The organism is Photobacterium sp. DA100 (genome assembly GCF_029223585.1).
Classification (GTDB): domain Bacteria; phylum Pseudomonadota; class Gammaproteobacteria; order Enterobacterales; family Vibrionaceae; genus Photobacterium.
This window is the reverse complement of the sequence record NZ_CP119424.1, coordinates 788,416-803,758: the sequence shown is the minus strand read 5'-3', so window position 1 is coordinate 803,758 and position 15,343 is coordinate 788,416. Positions and strand designations below refer to the sequence as shown.

The window sequence follows — 15,343 nt, the reverse complement described above, 5'->3', positions numbered from 1 at the left end:
TATGGAAACTACAAGCTACCTCTCAGAAACAGACATCTTATCTTCATCCATGAAGCCGCCTCTGGCGGTGTCGATAAATGGTTGGCTTATAAGTGACAGTGACAAATTTCTAAAGCCATTGACCGACTATTTTGCCCAATGGAGCAATGTACATTTCACATCTTTAAGTCACTTAGAATTTATTGCCAAAGTTAAAAACAATGAAAATGTCAAAAAACCAGATCTGATCATCATTGATGGTGACGCGGATTGGATGGCTATAGCAAACCGAGTAAAGCAAGTTATCTCGAAAACAATTCCAATTATCCTGATCACCAAGGAATCAACAACAGAAGTTCTGCGCAATGCATTGAAAGTTGAAATAAAAGACGTTCTTTCCATTCCATTTGATGAGTCAGAACTCGATCAACTGATCGTTAATTGCGCTGAGATAAAATCAGCAAATAGAAAGCAAGGAAAAACCAGTGTGTTCATCAATGCCAAGGGAGGAATGGGCGCATCAATTCTTTCAACCTCAATTGCTCATATCATTGCACTGGAACACAAGTCAGTTGTACTGATTGATCCCGACGCCCAGTTTGGGTCTTCATCGGGGCTGCTTTCCACCTACCCCAAATTCACACTGAGTGAAGCTCTTTCCCAAGTTGACAGCTTAGATGAATACGCTCTTTCCGGAATACTCACCAAGCACGAGTCTGGGCTGAGATTCATCCCCAATCGCTCCGAGCAATTGATAGATACCATTCCCGAATTTAAAGCTAACGCTTTTCGTGACTTCCTAGAGCATGTTACCAATAATTTTGAGCATATTATTATTGATCTATCGAGGGGACTAGAGAACAGTACGCTGCCCGCGGTCTCGAATGCTGATAACATCTTTATTGTTGTTCAACAAAATATTCCCTCCATTCAGGAGGCGTCAGGCCTTATCAAGCAATTGAAACATATGTTCGGTTTTAGTCAGCAACAAATAAATGTCATCGTCAACCGATACTCTAAAAACATTGATATAAAGCCGGATGACATAAAGAAATCCCTCCATGTGGACGAACTTGTGCTCGTTCCCAATGATTACCTGTCAGTCAGTGCATCAACAAATTTAGGGGAACTACTGGCAACACATTTTGACAAAAAGCCGATCGTGAAAGTGCTCAAGGATGTGGCCAATATGATGAGTGGGCATGAAGTTCAGCCAGAAAAAGGCTTTAAACGTTTATTTGCGTTTCTAAGGAGCTAGCTATGTTTAAAAAAAAGGGAGTTAATACGGTAGAACAAACCACTCATATACCATTGCCAACCCAGGATTTGGAAGACCAACCACGACAAGCCAAACCGGCAAATCCACAGGAACAGGCAATCAAAGAAGATATCATTGATGAGCTATACAAAACTATCGACTTGTCGCTATTGGAAAGTTTACCCCTAGAGCAAGCACATGAACAAATCGCTGAAATGTCGAGTATGTTGTTACTCGATAAGGACGTTCCGCTTAATGCAGAAGGGCGCAAACGAGTTATTGAAGAAATAGGTGATGAGATATTAGGCCTAGGTCCGCTTGAGCCATTGTTAAAAGATCAGTCCATATCGGACATACTCGTTAATTCAAGCCGCCAAATTTATGTTGAGCGAAAAGGTAAACTTGAACCGGTTAATTCTTTTTTTCGGGACGACCAACACCTTCTCAATGTGATCGACCGGATTGTTTCCCAAGTTGGACGACGGGTCGATGAAAGCTCTCCCATGGTTGATGCCCGACTCAAAGACGGCTCCCGTGTTAATGCCATCATTCCGCCGCTCGCTATCGACGGGCCATCACTTTCTATCCGTAAATTTGCGGTTGAAAAGCTCCAGATCGAACAATTACTCGAATACGGAACACTCAATGAAGAGATGGCTCATTTTTTACAAGCAGTCGTTAAGGGGCGTTTAAACATTCTAATCTCCGGGGGGACCGGGTCAGGTAAAACCACCACCCTAAATATATGCTCATCATTTATTCCCAAAAATGAACGTATTGTAACTATCGAAGATTCAGCAGAACTCCAGCTTCAGCAGCCCCATGTTGTACGTTTGGAAACTCGTCCACCCAATATCGAAGGACGAGGCGCTATCACTCAGCGTGAATTAGTTATCAACTCACTACGTATGCGACCGGATCGCATTGTTGTCGGTGAGGTTCGTGGAGGTGAAGCTGTCGATATGCTCGCAGCAATGAATACCGGTCATGACGGTTCAATGACAACAATACATGCGAATACTCCACGGGATGCTCTTGGCCGAATTGAGAATATGTTCGCCATAGCAGGCTGGAACATGCCGATTAAGAATGTTCGTTCACAAATTGCTTCGGCTCTCAATATCATTGTCCAATTACGCCGCATGGAAGATGGTAAGCGACGTATTACCAGCATTGTCGAAGTAAATGCTATGGAAGGAGATGTCATCACATTAACAGAGCTGTTTTGTTTTACCCGCCAAGGCATTGATGAAAATGGTAATGTCATCGGCAAATATCAGGCAACGGGTAATGTACCGTCATTCATGGATACCTTCAAGCATATGGGGATCGAACTTCCTTACTCATATTTCACTTCCGACAGTAACGGAGGTTTCTAATGGATCAGAATCTAAAACTTTACCTCATCATTTTGTTTGTTGCGGTCGTTGTTATCTCACAAACTATCCTTATTTCAGCATCTGGAACACGGGCTAATCGCAACCGGCTGTTAAAAAAGCAACTCGAAATCATTGCAGAATCGGGCAAAGTCCATCAGCAGTCACTGTTGAGAAGAAGTTATTTGGACAAGCTGTCACCAACTGAACGCTGGCTAGAAAACAATGCCTTTGGCGAATATCTGGGTGAGAAACTCGAACTTGCTGGGCTTAATTGGAAAGCTTACAAAGTTGGTATTTGGTTAACAGTTAGCATGTTTCTCTCAATGTTTGCCACGCTTTTTTTAACACAGAGCGTAAGGTTTGCAGCAACCGTTCCAGTCATTATTCTTGTGGGATTTTTCCTTTTTTTACGTCAAAAGTCAGAACAGCGGCTGCAACTTTTCGAGGAGCAGTTTGTTGAGGCGCTAGATGTAATGAAACGAGCCCTATTAGTGGGCTATCCATTTACCGAAGTGATGAAGACAGTCAGTGAGGAAATGTCCCCTCCCATTTCCGTTGAGTTTGGCAAAACTTTCGTTGAACTCAACTATGGCGTTGATTTAAAAATCGCGCTCGCTAACTTGGCGCAACGAAACCCCTCCGTGAGTGTGCTGGCCTTTAATAGTGCAGTTACAATCCAAAAAGAAACCGGAGGGAACCTTGCAGAAACACTCGATAAAATTTCAGGTGTGATCAGAAGCCGGTTTCGTCTGATGCGAAAAGTCAGAACACTTTCAGCAGAAGGACGTATGTCGGCATGGGTACTTATGATGGTCCCATTTGTACTTTTCCTCATGCTTTACATCAGTAATCCAGGCTACATTGCCCCTCTGCTGGAATCAGAACGAGGTCAGACAGTATTGACCGTCACGGCAATACTGATGACACTTGGCCTGTTTTGGATAAGAAAGCTATTACGAATCGAGGTGTGATATGGACTATATCATCAGCGTATTGAACACCTACTTAGACAATGAAGATCTGACCAAATGGGTTGTGCTAGGATTTGTATTCTTGAGTGCAGTTGCCTTAACGGTAAGTATCGGGATATTAATCAACAACCTCTCTAACCCACTCAAACAGCGTTTGAACACTATTTCAGCACCAAACAAAAACCGACACACCTCCTCAGGAACAAAACAGATTGATAAAACACTGGAGTCTATCGAAAAATACGTCACTCCCAAATCTAAAGCTGAACAACTTAATACCAAAGAACTGCTAATGCATGCCGGTTTTGAAAAAAGCTCAGCATTAACTTCTTTTTACGCAATAAAAATCATTTTATCTTTATTCGCTTTGATTGGAGCTGTCATTGCTACTAACTTCTTTCCGGAACTAACCTCGCAAAAAGTCGTTATTTACACCCTAATAGCCGTGGGTAGTGCCTCGTTTATCCCTAATATTATTCTGCGTAACCTTGCCGAAAATCGAACAAAAGCATTAAGAAATGCTTTCCCCGACGCCCTTGATTTACTAGTGGTAGCATCTGAGGCTGGACTCGGATTTCAAGCCGCACTCAACCGTGTGGCAAAGGAAATCGATTCTGTCTCGCCCGAACTCAGTCAAGAATTGCAGCTGGTTGGTCAAAAAGCTCGTATTGGAATTTCAATCCCCGTTGCGCTCAATCAATTTGTTGAACGAACTGGACTCATTGAGCTTCAAGGCCTTATCAGTATTATTACGCAATCGGTGAAACTCGGGTCCAGCATGGGAGATACATTAAGAGAATATGCGGATGAATTTCGTGACAGGCGCATGCAAAAAGCGGAAGAAGAAGCCGCAAAAATAGGTACAAAAATGATTTTTCCATTAGTTACTTGCATTTGGCCTGGTTTTTTTGCAGTTGCAGTAGGTCCTGCTATCGTAAAAGTATTGGATATGTTTGCAGGCCGTTAGCCAAGTAAAAGGAAGTAAAATGATGAGCGCTAATATTTTTTTTGAAAAGAAGTTTATTGTACTGTCTATAGTATCATCACTTATCATAGGCTGTGCTAGTAATGATACAGTGCCAACAGGTAACATAGAATTCAATCATGAGCTTTACGATGGGAAATCAACGCTGGGGCTTACCGGTGATTTCCCCCCTGAAAATGCACAAGAAGCTATTCTTCGCGGTGATCAAGCCTACTTAGCAAATGATTACGACTTAGCGCTGTATCAGTACATCAGAGCACTGAGTTTTCCTGATCAAAAAAATTCCGATCAAGCCTTTTACAAAATTGGCTATATCCACCAACAAAGACAAAATTACAAGCTGGCAAAACTCGCATATAGCCGCGCCGCTCTAATCAATAAAGACAATATTCAATATGCCGCATCCGTCGGCGTAGTTGAACTCAAACTAGGTGAACACGATAACGCCAAAAAGCAGCTACTCAAAGCAATTAAGCTGGATCAACAAAGACAAGGAAAATCAGACTGGGACCCCGAGCGCAACTTATATTCCCAGAGGCTGCTCATTGATAGTAGCTCGCCGCTAGATGCATATATAGGCTTGGGGATTATTGCTGATCTTGATGCTAAACATAAATCCGCCCAACAAATTTACCTCACTGCTCTAAACGTTAATAACCGCTCAGAAAAAACCCTGACAAACCTTGGCTACTCATACTACCTTGATGGAAACTTGGCTCAGTCGGAAATTATCAATAAGCGAACAACGACTTTGTATCCAAAGAATAAGCGCGCTTGGTCTAATCTAGGGCTAACCTACATAAAATCCAAACGATATGAAGATGCGTTCGATGCTCTATCCAATGTCATGCCTAGAGAAAAAGCCTTAAACGATGTTGGTTACTTCGCAATGTTAGAGGGCGACTATGAATCTGCCATAAATTATCTTGAAAGAGCGATTAATACCAGCCCCACTTTCTATGAAAAAGCACAAGTTAATTTAAAACGAGCCCAAAAATTACAAATTACATCCCCCCCGGTAAAACTGACCAACAACCAATATAATAACCAATCACAAACGACCGTTTACTCTATTACCGATACCAATCATTGATAAATTTAAGCCACCATAGTTGGTGGCTTTCCTTTTTCATAACTAACTACAATTATGACCAAGCCAAAAGTCTATTCTTACCCTTTCATTTTCAATCTGTTCATTCTGTAAAAAACCAGACTGATACATTTCAATTCTCTCTCCTCCCATATCAATTAAAGAAAAGACTATCAAAGAGGCAGCAATCAAGAGTAAGCTAGAAAAGCTATTTGTATATTTACCTTTCTGTGAAGGAGATTTTCCTTTAAGACGATGCCAAAATATAGCTATAGACAAAACAGCAAGTAACTGGCTTAATGGCATAACTAGAACCCCAGATACAAAACTATATGCAAAACCAGCTAATAGACTTAAACCTGATACCCTCACTATCCTTCGATTTGTTGTAATAACTTTGTAAAACAATGAAGCTAATAGTAAACAATATGAGATTGCAGCTAAAGCTCCCCACTCAATTAATGCTTGCAGCATAGAATTATGAGGATGGCCAAACTTAGGCGAGTCGTTATATTCAGAAGTACAAACAAAATAACCCCCACCTCCTCCCAAAAAGTCAATTAATGATAATGAATCTTTCCATAGTTGTAACCTTCCAGGAGAATCAGTCCTTATAGTTCCAAAATCGAGTATCCCATCACCAAAGATAAAGCCGGGTACCGGCGACAATATTATCAATTTTATTATGTAGCCCAATATTGCAACTTTGAAGCTTAAAGTAAGTATTTCTCGCCGCCATGCCCCATCAATCAAAGACCACAGTATTACAACAGAGAATAGCGCAATACTGATCCCTCTTGCATCTGTTGCAATAATTACTGCGACACTAAGCATCAAAGCAAAATTTAAAATTATGATATTTTTATTTCTTTTAATATTTAATATTGACATATAGAGCAATGGAATAACCAACCAAACTTGGATTTGGTTTAAAAATCTTGGGTTGGAAAAGCTAAAAATAGTATGTATATTTACTTCCAACTCAAAATATATTCTTAGCCAAAAGGCCATTCCAACCGATAAAAATAACAATATAGATATAACAGCAAAAAACCTATACATCTGTGAAACTTGGTTTGTTACTGTATTATAAAGAGCACAGCATAGAAAAAACAAACCAAGATAGTACAAAAAATAACGAGCTGAAAAAACAACATCATCGCTATTAAAAGTAGACATCAGCATACTCAGCACGAGTACAATCAATATTAACTTTAACCACAGAGGTAGTTCCTGTATCGCAGTAATGATACCTATTCTAATACTGTTCGATATCACAATAAAAAAACAAATCAAGAATACTAAACCGGCGACATAAAACCTTTTAGAATCATAAAGTAGATACATGTTTTTTTTGGAAAAATGCAGGTTAAAGCAAAAGTATATTAACCCGAAACAAAGAAAATAGAATATAACATTATATAAAACTGATTTTTCCCGCATATACAATCCTTTGTACAGAGCAAATCCTATATATAATTATAAACCCCATGCGTTAAATGTTTAAATTCAATCAAGTATTTTTTACAGTAAAAAGCCAGCTGTCTTGCTGGCTTGTTAGGTCGTTTCTAGATTAAGCCTTTCTTACTTATCGCGGCGTTTTTTCACATCGGCAGCAAGCTGGCGAAGTACTTTCTCGGTATCGCCAAAGCCAATGCAGGCATCGGTGATGCTCTGGCCATAAGTTGGCTCTTGACCTTCGACGATATCCTGACGACCTTCGACAAGGTGACTTTCAATCATTACCCCGAAAATAGCTTTATTACCTTCTGCGATCTGGCTACCGACATCTTCGGACACCAACATCTGGCGCTGGTACTGCTTGAGGCTGTTAGCGTGGCTGAAGTCAATCATCACCTTCTGGCGCAGGCCAGCACTTTCAAGCTGATCGGTAATCGCCTTCACATGCTCCTTGCTGTAGTTAGGCTCTTTGCCGCCACGTAAAATAATGTGGCAGTCCTCATTACCCGCCGTTGAGACAATCGCTGAGTGGCCGTATTTGGTCACAGATAGGAAGTGGTGCGGCGAGCTCGATGAACCTATCGCATCGGTGGCAATTTTAATGTTACCGTCTGTGCCGTTTTTGAAGCCTACAGGACAAGAAAGGCCCGATGCCAACTCACGGTGTACCTGAGATTCTGTGGTACGGGCACCGATAGCCCCCCAACTGATCAGATCTCCCATGTACTGCGGCGTGATCATATCTAGGAACTCACCCGCTGTCGGTACGCCCATATCGGTTAGATCAAGCAACAGCTTTCGCCCCATACGGAGACCATCGTTGAGCTGGAAGCTGTTGTCCATGTATGGGTCGTTGATAAGTCCTTTCCAACCCACAGTGGTACGCGGCTTTTCGAAGTAAACCCGCATAACCACCTCAAGTTCACCTTTTAGCTCTTCACGCAGCGCCTTTAGCTTCTGGCCGTATTCAAGTGCCGCCTTGGTGTCGTGGATCGAACACGGGCCAACAATGACCAACAGTCGATCATCTTCATCATTTAGGATCTTGTGAATTGACTGACGTGCTTGATATACCGTTTCAGACGCATTTTCTGTTGCAGGAAAACGCTCCAGTACGGCGACCGGAGGGAGAAGTTCTTTAATTTCGCGAATGCGAACATCATCGGTTTTATGCATTGTTACTTCCTAAGTTTGCGCACCTGCCAGCTGTAAATAAATAATTACAGACTTAGTTGACAGTATATTTCAAATCCAATTGACTTTAACTTATCCGTCTTTTATGAGCAGTGCAAACGCTAATTAGCAATTTTGGTGATTTTTTTTCAAATCGGCGACATAATAATCAACCAGATGCGTAATCAGCATGAAACCACATTTATTTCACAGTTATCGGTCTATATTCGACTCATGTCTTTGAATTATATATTACAAAGCAATAACATAGTGCTATACAAAGCTTGTCTGGGGAGAGGTCTGGATGACCGAGGAAACTGTAATTTCGTTTCAGAACATCAATAAGTGGTACGGGGATTTCCAGGCACTTAAGAATATAAATCTAAACATTTCTCGCGGCGAAAAGCTTGTGATATGCGGTCCGTCAGGTTCGGGGAAATCCACCCTGATCAGATGCATCAACGGACTCGAACAATTCGATGCAGGACAACTTAGCGTTGCCGGCCGCCCCCTTGATGCACAGCATCTAAAACGCATTCGAGGCCAAGTTGGCATGGTTTTCCAACATTTCAATTTATTTCCCCACATGACCGTACTGGATAACCTTACGCTTGCCCCCCGGCGGACACGAAAACTAACCAAGTCCGATGCCGAACAATTGGCGATGGAATATCTGGAGCGTGTTCATATCGCCCACCAGGCAGACAAATACCCTTCGCAGTTATCTGGCGGCCAGCAGCAGCGGGTTGCGATCGCCCGCTCACTATGCATGAAACCTGATATCCTGCTGTTTGACGAACCAACATCTGCGCTTGACCCAGAGATGATCCGCGAAGTACTGGATGTAATGACAGAACTGGCCAGAGAAGGGATGACCATGATTTGTGTCACTCATGAAATGGGGTTTGCCCGAAAAGTGGCCGATCGCGTGGTCTTTATGGATGAAGGCGAAATCGTTGAAGTCGCTCCTCCAGCACAATTGTTTGATGCGCCACAGCACCCAAGAACACAAATGTTCTTGGAGCAGATCCTCAGCTATTAAGGGATAAACTATGGTTCATAATGTCGCTGGCCCATCCCCCGGGCTAAAGACCATCGGACGTATTTCCAAGCCTTTTTTCACCGGTTTACTGCAAGTCTCTTTAGTCGCTGTTTTCTTGCTTTGGTTGCTCGATACCGGTGCCGAGGCAATGAACTATCGCTGGCAGTGGTACCGGATCCCTCAATACCTATGGTTCTTCGAAGATGGAGAGTGGTTTCCCGCCGAATTGCTTGAAGGGCTGAGGGTGACCCTGCAGATTTCAGCTGTCAGTTTGTTGTTGACCCTCGCCATCGGGCTGGTGACCGCACTGCTCCGTGTGTCTGGTTCCGTCATTGGCCGTGGCTTATCCTGGGGATACGTCGAGCTGATCCGCAATACGCCTTTACTGGTTCAAATATACCTGTTGTATTTCGTTTTCGGCCCCGTACTCGGCCTCGAGCGATTCACAACCGCAGTACTTGCACTATCGCTTTTCCAGGGGGCTTATACGGCAGAGATTTTCCGCGCAGGATTAACCAGTGTTGATCGGGGGCAGTTCGAAGCCAGCAATAGCCTCGGACTCTCTGCTCTAGATAGCTACCGCTTTGTCATCTTGCCCCAAGTCATCAAGCGTATTTTACCCCCGCTGACCAATGAAGCTGTTTCTCTTGTCAAAAACTCTTCGATTGTCAGTGTTATGGCTATTTTCGATTTAACAACAGAAGGGCGAAATATCGTCGCTGATACCGCGATGCCATTTGAAGTCTGGTTTACCGTTGCCGGCATTTATCTTGTCGTCACCCTCACGCTCTCTGGCCTGGCTGCTTGGTTAGCATATCGGCTCGATACCCCCTCTCATTAACTCAAAGTATGTGTTTAACCCGCACAAGGAGAAAGGAAGCATGAAACGATTACTCTCAGCATTGGTTGCTGTTATAGCCTTAACAATAGCCACCGTATCAACTGCGGCTGAAAAAAGCACACTGGTCGAAATCAAGGAACGCGGTACATTACGTGTAGGGCTCTCGACATTTGTCCCGTGGGCAATGAGAGACAAACAAGGGGAGCTGGTTGGCTTCGAGGTCGATGTGGCACGGCAGCTGGCTAAAGACGCAGGGCTGAAAATCGAATTTATCCCGACCGCTTGGGACGGCATCATTCCGGCTCTGCTTGCTGGTAAGTTCGATGTGATTATCGGCGGTATGTCGATTACCCCCGAGCGTAATATGAGTGTCTTATTTACCAGCCCATACGCCCACTCCGGTGTTCAACTGGCCGCACACACGGAGCTTGCGGCGGATAAATCCAGTTTCGAGGACTACAACAAACGCAGCGTTACCCTTGCCGTACGCCGTGGTGCCTATACCGTGCAAACCGCGAAGAAGTATTTCCCCAAAGCAAAATTGCGCCAATTCGATGACGAAGCCCAAGCCTTCCAGGAAGTCCTCAACGGCAATGCGCACGCGGCCTTGGCATCGTCCCCCAAGCCTGAACACATGGCCATCCAGTACAGGGACAAGCTGTATATTCCATTTGATGAGCGCCTGAGCCGTGGTTCGGAGGCTTTTGCAATCCGCCATGGCGAATTTGATTTGCTTAATTTCTTCAACAACTGGATTTTGCTCCGCACCGAGGATGGTTGGCTGAAAGAGCGCCATGACTACTGGTTCACCACTCTTGACTGGGAAAACCAGATCGCAAAAGGACAATAGCCATTGCAACATTCACACATACAAGCCATGCCGGGCAAAAAAAGCCCGGTAGCATGTAAACTGGGCAAGCTCGATGGGCTGTTAATGCTGCTGATCGCTGCGGCTATCGGCTGGCTTTGGTACCGCTCGTCTGCCGGGGTGCACTACCAGTGGAATTGGCACAAGGCGTTTACCCTTATCATGACGCCAGGCAGAAATGGCGAACTGCCCTATTTTTTTCAGGGGCTCATTGCCACTTTGCGCCTCAGTTTGTGGGGGATGCTGTTTGCTGGCAGTCTTGGCTTGCTGCTTGGCCTCGCGCGCCGGTCCAGTTGGTTTGTCTTTAGGTTCCCAGCCCAGGCCTATATCCAACTGGTCAGGAATATCCCGCCTCTAGTCTTCGTATTTATCTTTTATTTTTTCATTTCCAGCCAACTAATTCCGGTTTTGGGACTGGAAAGTATATTAAGAGACACCCCAAGCGATATCGGCTACTGGCAGTCTTTCTTATTCGGACCAGCCAAGCTTTGGGAGAACCTATTCTCTGGGGTGCTGTGTGTTGGGCTGATTGCCGCCGCCTATATTGCCGAAATCGTCCGCTCAGGCATAGACGCCATTGCCAAAGGGCAATGGGAGGCCGCTGACTCCTTGGGCTTAACACGGTTAGATCGGTTCAGGTTTGTCATCTTCCCTCAGGCCTTGAGCGGGATCGTCCCCCCTCTCGCTGGCCAGTTCATTTCCTTGGTCAAAGATTCATCCATTATCTCGCTGATTTCTGTTCAGGAATTAACCTTTGTCGGTAGTGAGATAGCTAACTCGTCAGGATTGATTTTCGAAATTTGGTTATTGGTGGGGGCGGGCTACCTTGTCCTATGTTTCAGCCTGTCTGTGCTATTTGGCAAACTTGAAAAACATACCCAAAAACATCATCAAACAAGATAGCTTCATCGCGATACTTCTAAAGATTGGGGGACAGGTGAACATGAAGGGAGCCGGTTTATGGCTCCCTCTTGATTTGAAACACACTTAGCTTCCTGTTATGAAGCTCCCTGTCTCCTATATGTTCCATCCCTATTTTTTTCATTACCTGGCGCGCCGACATGTTGCGAATACAGGTAAAGCCAATAATGCTATGAAAGCCAGCCTCTCGAAAACCATATTCGAGGATCGCCCGGCCAATCTCTGTAGCGTACCCTTGATGCCAATGATCTTCGCAGATCACCCATTCAATCTCAGCGGTTGAATCGTTGTCGCCATAGGGATGCAACCCCACTCGGCCAATCAAGGTATCGCAACCAGATAGGATCAGCGGGCAGTTAAAATAGCCACGGCGCCCATCTAGCATTGAGGACTCAACATGGTATTTCTTCAACTCATGCCGTGCCTTTTCTTCAGACCAAGGCTCTTCTTCCGTAAAGGTATGAACTGATTGATTGGACATTATCCGGTATAAACCAGCAAGATCGTCTTCATCCCATGGCCTGGTGTAAAGACGTTGAGTTTTAATACTCGGTGACACATCTAAAATCATATTCATCCCTCTTCTAAGGGCCTAGCGGTACTTTAGCACTAGGCCCATTGGTTAACGAAAGGGAACACTAGCTCCCCTTCCTACCCAATTGTTCTGACCACTCCGGCCATAGCTTGTCAAAATCCATATGCGCTTCAAGCATGTCAGCAACTCGGTCTATACCTTGCTCGCGGATCAAATCAAAATCCGGTGTGCACGTTGCAGCTAGGCCCGCCCATTTTAAAATGGCATCACAGGCTGCTTTATGCTCAAAGATCCCGTGCAAGTAAGTGCCAAACACTTGATTATCGATACCCAATTTGCCATCAAAGCCATCGGCTAGATGAATCGGCGCCTCATGATCTATGCCATTAGTCACACCGGCATGGATCTCGTACCCCCTGACAGGAACACTGTCCTGCCCTGGCATCGTCAGGCTGCCTCTAACTTGCTTTAGCTGCTTGTTAGGTGCTAAGACTGTTGCGATCGGTAGATACCCCAAGCCTCGGCTGGTTCCGGGCTCACCTTCAATGCCATCAAGATCTGCAATAGATTCACCAAGCATCTGATAGCCACCACATATCCCCATCACCTTACCGCCTAAGCGAAGGTGGCGGGCGATTTGTTGGTCCCACCCTTGTTCCTTAAGGTAGTCCAAATCACTGCGAACACTTTTAGTCCCTGGAATAATGATAAGATCAGATGGCGGAATTTGCTGCCCTTTACCGATAAATTGCAGATTTACCTGTGGATGCATGCGCAAAGGGTCAAAATCAGTATGGTTGCTCACTCGTGTTAATACCGGCACCGAAACTTTCAACTGATCGCCGTCGGCATCTACCTGCTGAACATCGATAGCATCTTCAGCCTCCAGCATCAAACCATGCAAATAGGGCAGTACGCCCAATACCGGCTTGCCGGTTTTCTGCTCAAGCCAATCCAAGCCAGATTCAAGCAGTTTGATATCGCCGCGGAAACGGTTAATCACAAAGCCTTTCACCCGTGCTTGTTCGCTGTCCGATAACAAGGCCAATGTACCGTACAAGTGAGCAAATACACCACCACGGTCAATATCGGCAACGATGATCACCGGAACATCAGCCTCTTCGGCAAACCCCATATTGGCAACATCATTTTCGCGTAAATTAATCTCGGCAGGGCTGCCAGCTCCTTCGATAATAACCGTCTGGTATTCCTGCTGTAGGATACTGAAAGACTCCATAATGGGGCCCAAGACAACTTTTTTGTAGTTGTGGTATCCCACCGCATCCATATCAGCCAGAGCCTTACCCTGTACGATAACCTGAGCACCGATATCGGTATTTGGTTTAAGCAAAACCGGATTCATATGTACCGTAGGCTCGATCATACTCGCCTGAGCCTGGACGGCCTGTGCTCGCCCTATCTCGCCGCCATCTTTAGTTACCGCACTATTGAGGGCCATGTTTTGTGATTTGAAAGGGGCAACTTTGATATTTTTTCGCGCCAATACCCGGCACAAGCCTGCAGCCAAAACACTTTTTCCTGCATCAGAAGTTGTGCCTTGTACCATCAGGGCCTTGGTTGTTGATTGCATTTCTTCTCGCTTAATACTGCTGTGTGACTGGCCACTGGATTTGCGGCCAGTGGATGCCATTTTCATCTGTCATTACCGTAACACGGTAACGGGCGGCGTAGGGTAAATCGATACGATGAAGATAACTCGTGCTTCTAGGCATCTCCAATAAAATCCGCATCAGCTGTTTCATCACCCCAGCATGGGTAACTAGCAAGATATTTTGCCCAGAAAAGTTAGCAAGCAAATGTTCCCATGCATGTTGAATGCGTATATCGAATGCTTTCAAGTCTTCCCCACCATGCGGGGTCGATAACCAGGGGTTTTGCCAGTATTTCTCCAAGATGGTACCGTGCTGCTGCCAGAGGCTATCCTGACTTTGACCATCCCATTCACCGAAGTCCATCTCTTTCCAGTGGCTGAATTGCTGGCAAGGTAAAGTAAACTGCTGTGCGAACAAATTGGCAAAGTCACAGCATCGCTGCAGAGGGGAAGTGATCACTTGCTCAATATCATCCAGCCCTTTTACAGCACTTCGCATTTGCTCCAGGCCCGCCGGAGTAATTGGGAAATCAGTGTGTCCACGCAAGCAGCCGTGCCCCTCCGGTAAGCCATGGCGCAAGATATCAACCCTTGTTTTCATACATCGAGCCATTTACGCCCCCTTTAAATGCTGCGGGATGCCAGCTGTCACAAATGTGACCCTGTCCGCCTGTTTGGCTATTGCCTGATGTAACCATCCGCTTTCATCAACGAAGCGCCGGGACATCTCTCCCATTGGCACTATGCCCTGCCCGACTTCATTGCTGACAAGGATAATATCTCCTTTAGCACGACTTAGAGCGGCAAGAAGTTCGTCCTTTTTTTGCTGCCAAACAACGTCGTAATCTTGATTGAACAGGCAGTTAGTCAGCCACAACGTCAAGCAGTCAACGAGCAAGCAGCTCCCCGGAACAGAGTGCTCAGCGATGGTCTTTGGCAAAGCCACCGGCTCTTCAACCACTCTCCATTGGTGGGGACGGTCTTGCCTGTGACGCTCAATACGCTCAGCCATTTCCGCATCTCCTGCGGTCGCCGTTGCGACATAGATAACCGGCTTGCCACTCGCTTGGGCTGTAGACTCAGCATATCGGCTTTTCCCCGAACGAGCCCCACCCAATACCAACTCAATTGTCATTCATCAACCTTGTATTCATTCTCAAGCAAGAGAGCAATGACACTCCCCCACCTAATGCTTGTCCATGCTCACCCAAATCCAGATGTAATATGT

Annotated in this window: 15 protein-coding genes; 9 read left to right on the top strand and 6 right to left on the bottom strand. The window is 45.1% G+C overall.

The features are described from left to right. Position 1 precedes the first annotated feature (1 nt). Genes PTW35_RS21345 through PTW35_RS21325 form a run of 5 tightly spaced genes read left to right on the top strand, consistent with a single transcriptional unit; the run spans position 2 to position 5,665 of the window. Positions 2-1,237, top strand: coding sequence for an AAA family ATPase (locus tag PTW35_RS21345; protein ID WP_281028879.1), 1,236 nt, complete (start codon positions 2-4; stop codon positions 1,235-1,237). A 2-nt stretch (positions 1,238-1,239) separates the two neighbouring features. After that, positions 1,240-2,616 carry a CpaF family protein gene (locus PTW35_RS21340; protein ID WP_281028878.1) on the top strand — a complete coding sequence of 459 codons (1,377 nt, stop codon included), beginning with the start codon at positions 1,240-1,242 and terminating at the stop codon, positions 2,614-2,616. Next, positions 2,616-3,587, top strand: coding sequence for a type II secretion system F family protein (locus PTW35_RS21335; RefSeq protein WP_281028877.1), 972 nt, complete (start codon positions 2,616-2,618; stop codon positions 3,585-3,587). The genes PTW35_RS21340 and PTW35_RS21335 overlap by 1 nt, the downstream gene beginning before the upstream one ends. A 1-nt stretch (position 3,588) precedes the next feature. Further along, entirely contained in the window at positions 3,589-4,554 is a 966-nt protein-coding gene (locus PTW35_RS21330) for a type II secretion system F family protein (protein ID WP_281028876.1), read from the top strand. A gap of 19 nt (positions 4,555-4,573) precedes the next feature. Then, on the top strand, positions 4,574-5,665 hold the full coding sequence (locus PTW35_RS21325; protein ID WP_281028875.1) for a Flp pilus assembly protein TadD: 1,092 nt from the start codon (positions 4,574-4,576) through the stop codon (positions 5,663-5,665). A gap of 42 nt (positions 5,666-5,707) precedes the next feature. Here PTW35_RS21325 and PTW35_RS21320 read toward each other — a convergent pair whose 3' ends face one another. Continuing rightward, positions 5,708-6,841 (bottom strand): O-antigen ligase family protein, encoded by a 1,134-nt coding sequence (locus tag PTW35_RS21320; RefSeq protein ID WP_281028874.1) that lies wholly within the window; start codon positions 6,839-6,841, stop codon positions 5,708-5,710. A 405-nt stretch (positions 6,842-7,246) separates the two neighbouring features. Then, complete coding sequence (aroG, locus tag PTW35_RS21315) at positions 7,247-8,299, bottom strand: 3-deoxy-7-phosphoheptulonate synthase AroG (protein WP_281028873.1); 1,053 nt, start codon at positions 8,297-8,299, stop codon at positions 7,247-7,249. A 301-nt stretch (positions 8,300-8,600) separates the two neighbouring features. Here aroG and PTW35_RS21310 point away from each other — a divergent pair, with 301 nt between their 5' ends. From PTW35_RS21310 to PTW35_RS21295, 4 genes are read left to right on the top strand one after another with little or no spacing between them, the layout of a single operon-like run. Next, positions 8,601-9,338: an amino acid ABC transporter ATP-binding protein gene (locus tag PTW35_RS21310; protein ID WP_281028872.1), complete on the top strand. Its 738-nt coding sequence runs from the start codon at positions 8,601-8,603 to the stop codon at positions 9,336-9,338. 10 nt (positions 9,339-9,348) lie between these two features. After that, positions 9,349-10,179 (top strand): amino acid ABC transporter permease, encoded by an 831-nt coding sequence (locus tag PTW35_RS21305; protein ID WP_281028871.1) that lies wholly within the window; start codon positions 9,349-9,351, stop codon positions 10,177-10,179. A 40-nt stretch (positions 10,180-10,219) separates the two neighbouring features. Beyond that, positions 10,220-11,029 carry a transporter substrate-binding domain-containing protein gene (locus tag PTW35_RS21300; RefSeq protein ID WP_281028870.1) on the top strand — a complete coding sequence of 270 codons (810 nt, stop codon included), beginning with the start codon at positions 10,220-10,222 and terminating at the stop codon, positions 11,027-11,029. Positions 11,030-11,056: 27 nt separating this feature from the next. Beyond that, complete coding sequence (locus PTW35_RS21295; RefSeq protein ID WP_044621187.1) at positions 11,057-11,950, top strand: amino acid ABC transporter permease; 894 nt, start codon at positions 11,057-11,059, stop codon at positions 11,948-11,950. Positions 11,951-12,005: 55 nt separating this feature from the next. On the opposite strand, the gene PTW35_RS21290 is transcribed toward PTW35_RS21295, so the two are convergent. The 4 genes from PTW35_RS21290 to cobU form a co-directional block, all read right to left on the bottom strand. Continuing rightward, positions 12,006-12,545, bottom strand: coding sequence for a GNAT family N-acetyltransferase (locus PTW35_RS21290; protein WP_281028869.1), 540 nt, complete (start codon positions 12,543-12,545; stop codon positions 12,006-12,008). Between the two features lie 61 nt (positions 12,546-12,606). Further along, entirely contained in the window at positions 12,607-14,094 is a 1,488-nt protein-coding gene (locus PTW35_RS21285) for a cobyric acid synthase (RefSeq protein WP_281029119.1), read from the bottom strand. Between the two features lie 10 nt (positions 14,095-14,104). Beyond that, a complete protein-coding gene (locus tag PTW35_RS21280; protein ID WP_281028868.1) occupies positions 14,105-14,716 on the bottom strand; it encodes a histidine phosphatase family protein in 612 nt (203 codons plus the stop codon). Positions 14,717-14,728: 12 nt separating this feature from the next. Next, positions 14,729-15,250 (bottom strand): bifunctional adenosylcobinamide kinase/adenosylcobinamide-phosphate guanylyltransferase, encoded by a 522-nt coding sequence (gene cobU, locus PTW35_RS21275; RefSeq protein ID WP_281028867.1) that lies wholly within the window; start codon positions 15,248-15,250, stop codon positions 14,729-14,731. Between the last annotated feature and the right edge of the window lie 93 nt (positions 15,251-15,343).

What these genes read in the sequence shown, in the direction of transcription:
- PTW35_RS21345 (WP_281028879.1), top strand. Translation starts at nt 2, where the DNA reads ATGGAAACTACAAGCTACCTCTCAGAAACAGACATCTTATCTTCATCC.
- PTW35_RS21340 (WP_281028878.1), top strand. Translation starts at nt 1,240, where the DNA reads ATGTTTAAAAAAAAGGGAGTTAATACGGTAGAACAAACCACTCATATA.
- PTW35_RS21335 (WP_281028877.1), top strand. Translation starts at nt 2,616, where the DNA reads ATGGATCAGAATCTAAAACTTTACCTCATCATTTTGTTTGTTGCGGTC.
- PTW35_RS21330 (WP_281028876.1), top strand. Translation starts at nt 3,589, where the DNA reads ATGGACTATATCATCAGCGTATTGAACACCTACTTAGACAATGAAGAT.
- PTW35_RS21325 (WP_281028875.1), top strand. Translation starts at nt 4,574, where the DNA reads ATGATGAGCGCTAATATTTTTTTTGAAAAGAAGTTTATTGTACTGTCT.
- PTW35_RS21320 (WP_281028874.1), bottom strand. Translation starts at nt 6,841, where the DNA reads ATGTCTACTTTTAATAGCGATGATGTTGTTTTTTCAGCTCGTTATTTT.
- aroG (WP_281028873.1), bottom strand. Translation starts at nt 8,299, where the DNA reads ATGCATAAAACCGATGATGTTCGCATTCGCGAAATTAAAGAACTTCTC.
- PTW35_RS21310 (WP_281028872.1), top strand. Translation starts at nt 8,601, where the DNA reads ATGACCGAGGAAACTGTAATTTCGTTTCAGAACATCAATAAGTGGTAC.
- PTW35_RS21305 (WP_281028871.1), top strand. Translation starts at nt 9,349, where the DNA reads ATGGTTCATAATGTCGCTGGCCCATCCCCCGGGCTAAAGACCATCGGA.
- PTW35_RS21300 (WP_281028870.1), top strand. Translation starts at nt 10,220, where the DNA reads ATGAAACGATTACTCTCAGCATTGGTTGCTGTTATAGCCTTAACAATA.
- PTW35_RS21295 (WP_044621187.1), top strand. Translation starts at nt 11,057, where the DNA reads ATGCCGGGCAAAAAAAGCCCGGTAGCATGTAAACTGGGCAAGCTCGAT.
- PTW35_RS21290 (WP_281028869.1), bottom strand. Translation starts at nt 12,545, where the DNA reads ATGAATATGATTTTAGATGTGTCACCGAGTATTAAAACTCAACGTCTT.
- PTW35_RS21285 (WP_281029119.1), bottom strand. Translation starts at nt 14,094, where the DNA reads ATGCAATCAACAACCAAGGCCCTGATGGTACAAGGCACAACTTCTGAT.
- PTW35_RS21280 (WP_281028868.1), bottom strand. Translation starts at nt 14,716, where the DNA reads ATGAAAACAAGGGTTGATATCTTGCGCCATGGCTTACCGGAGGGGCAC.
- cobU (WP_281028867.1), bottom strand. Translation starts at nt 15,250, where the DNA reads ATGACAATTGAGTTGGTATTGGGTGGGGCTCGTTCGGGGAAAAGCCGA.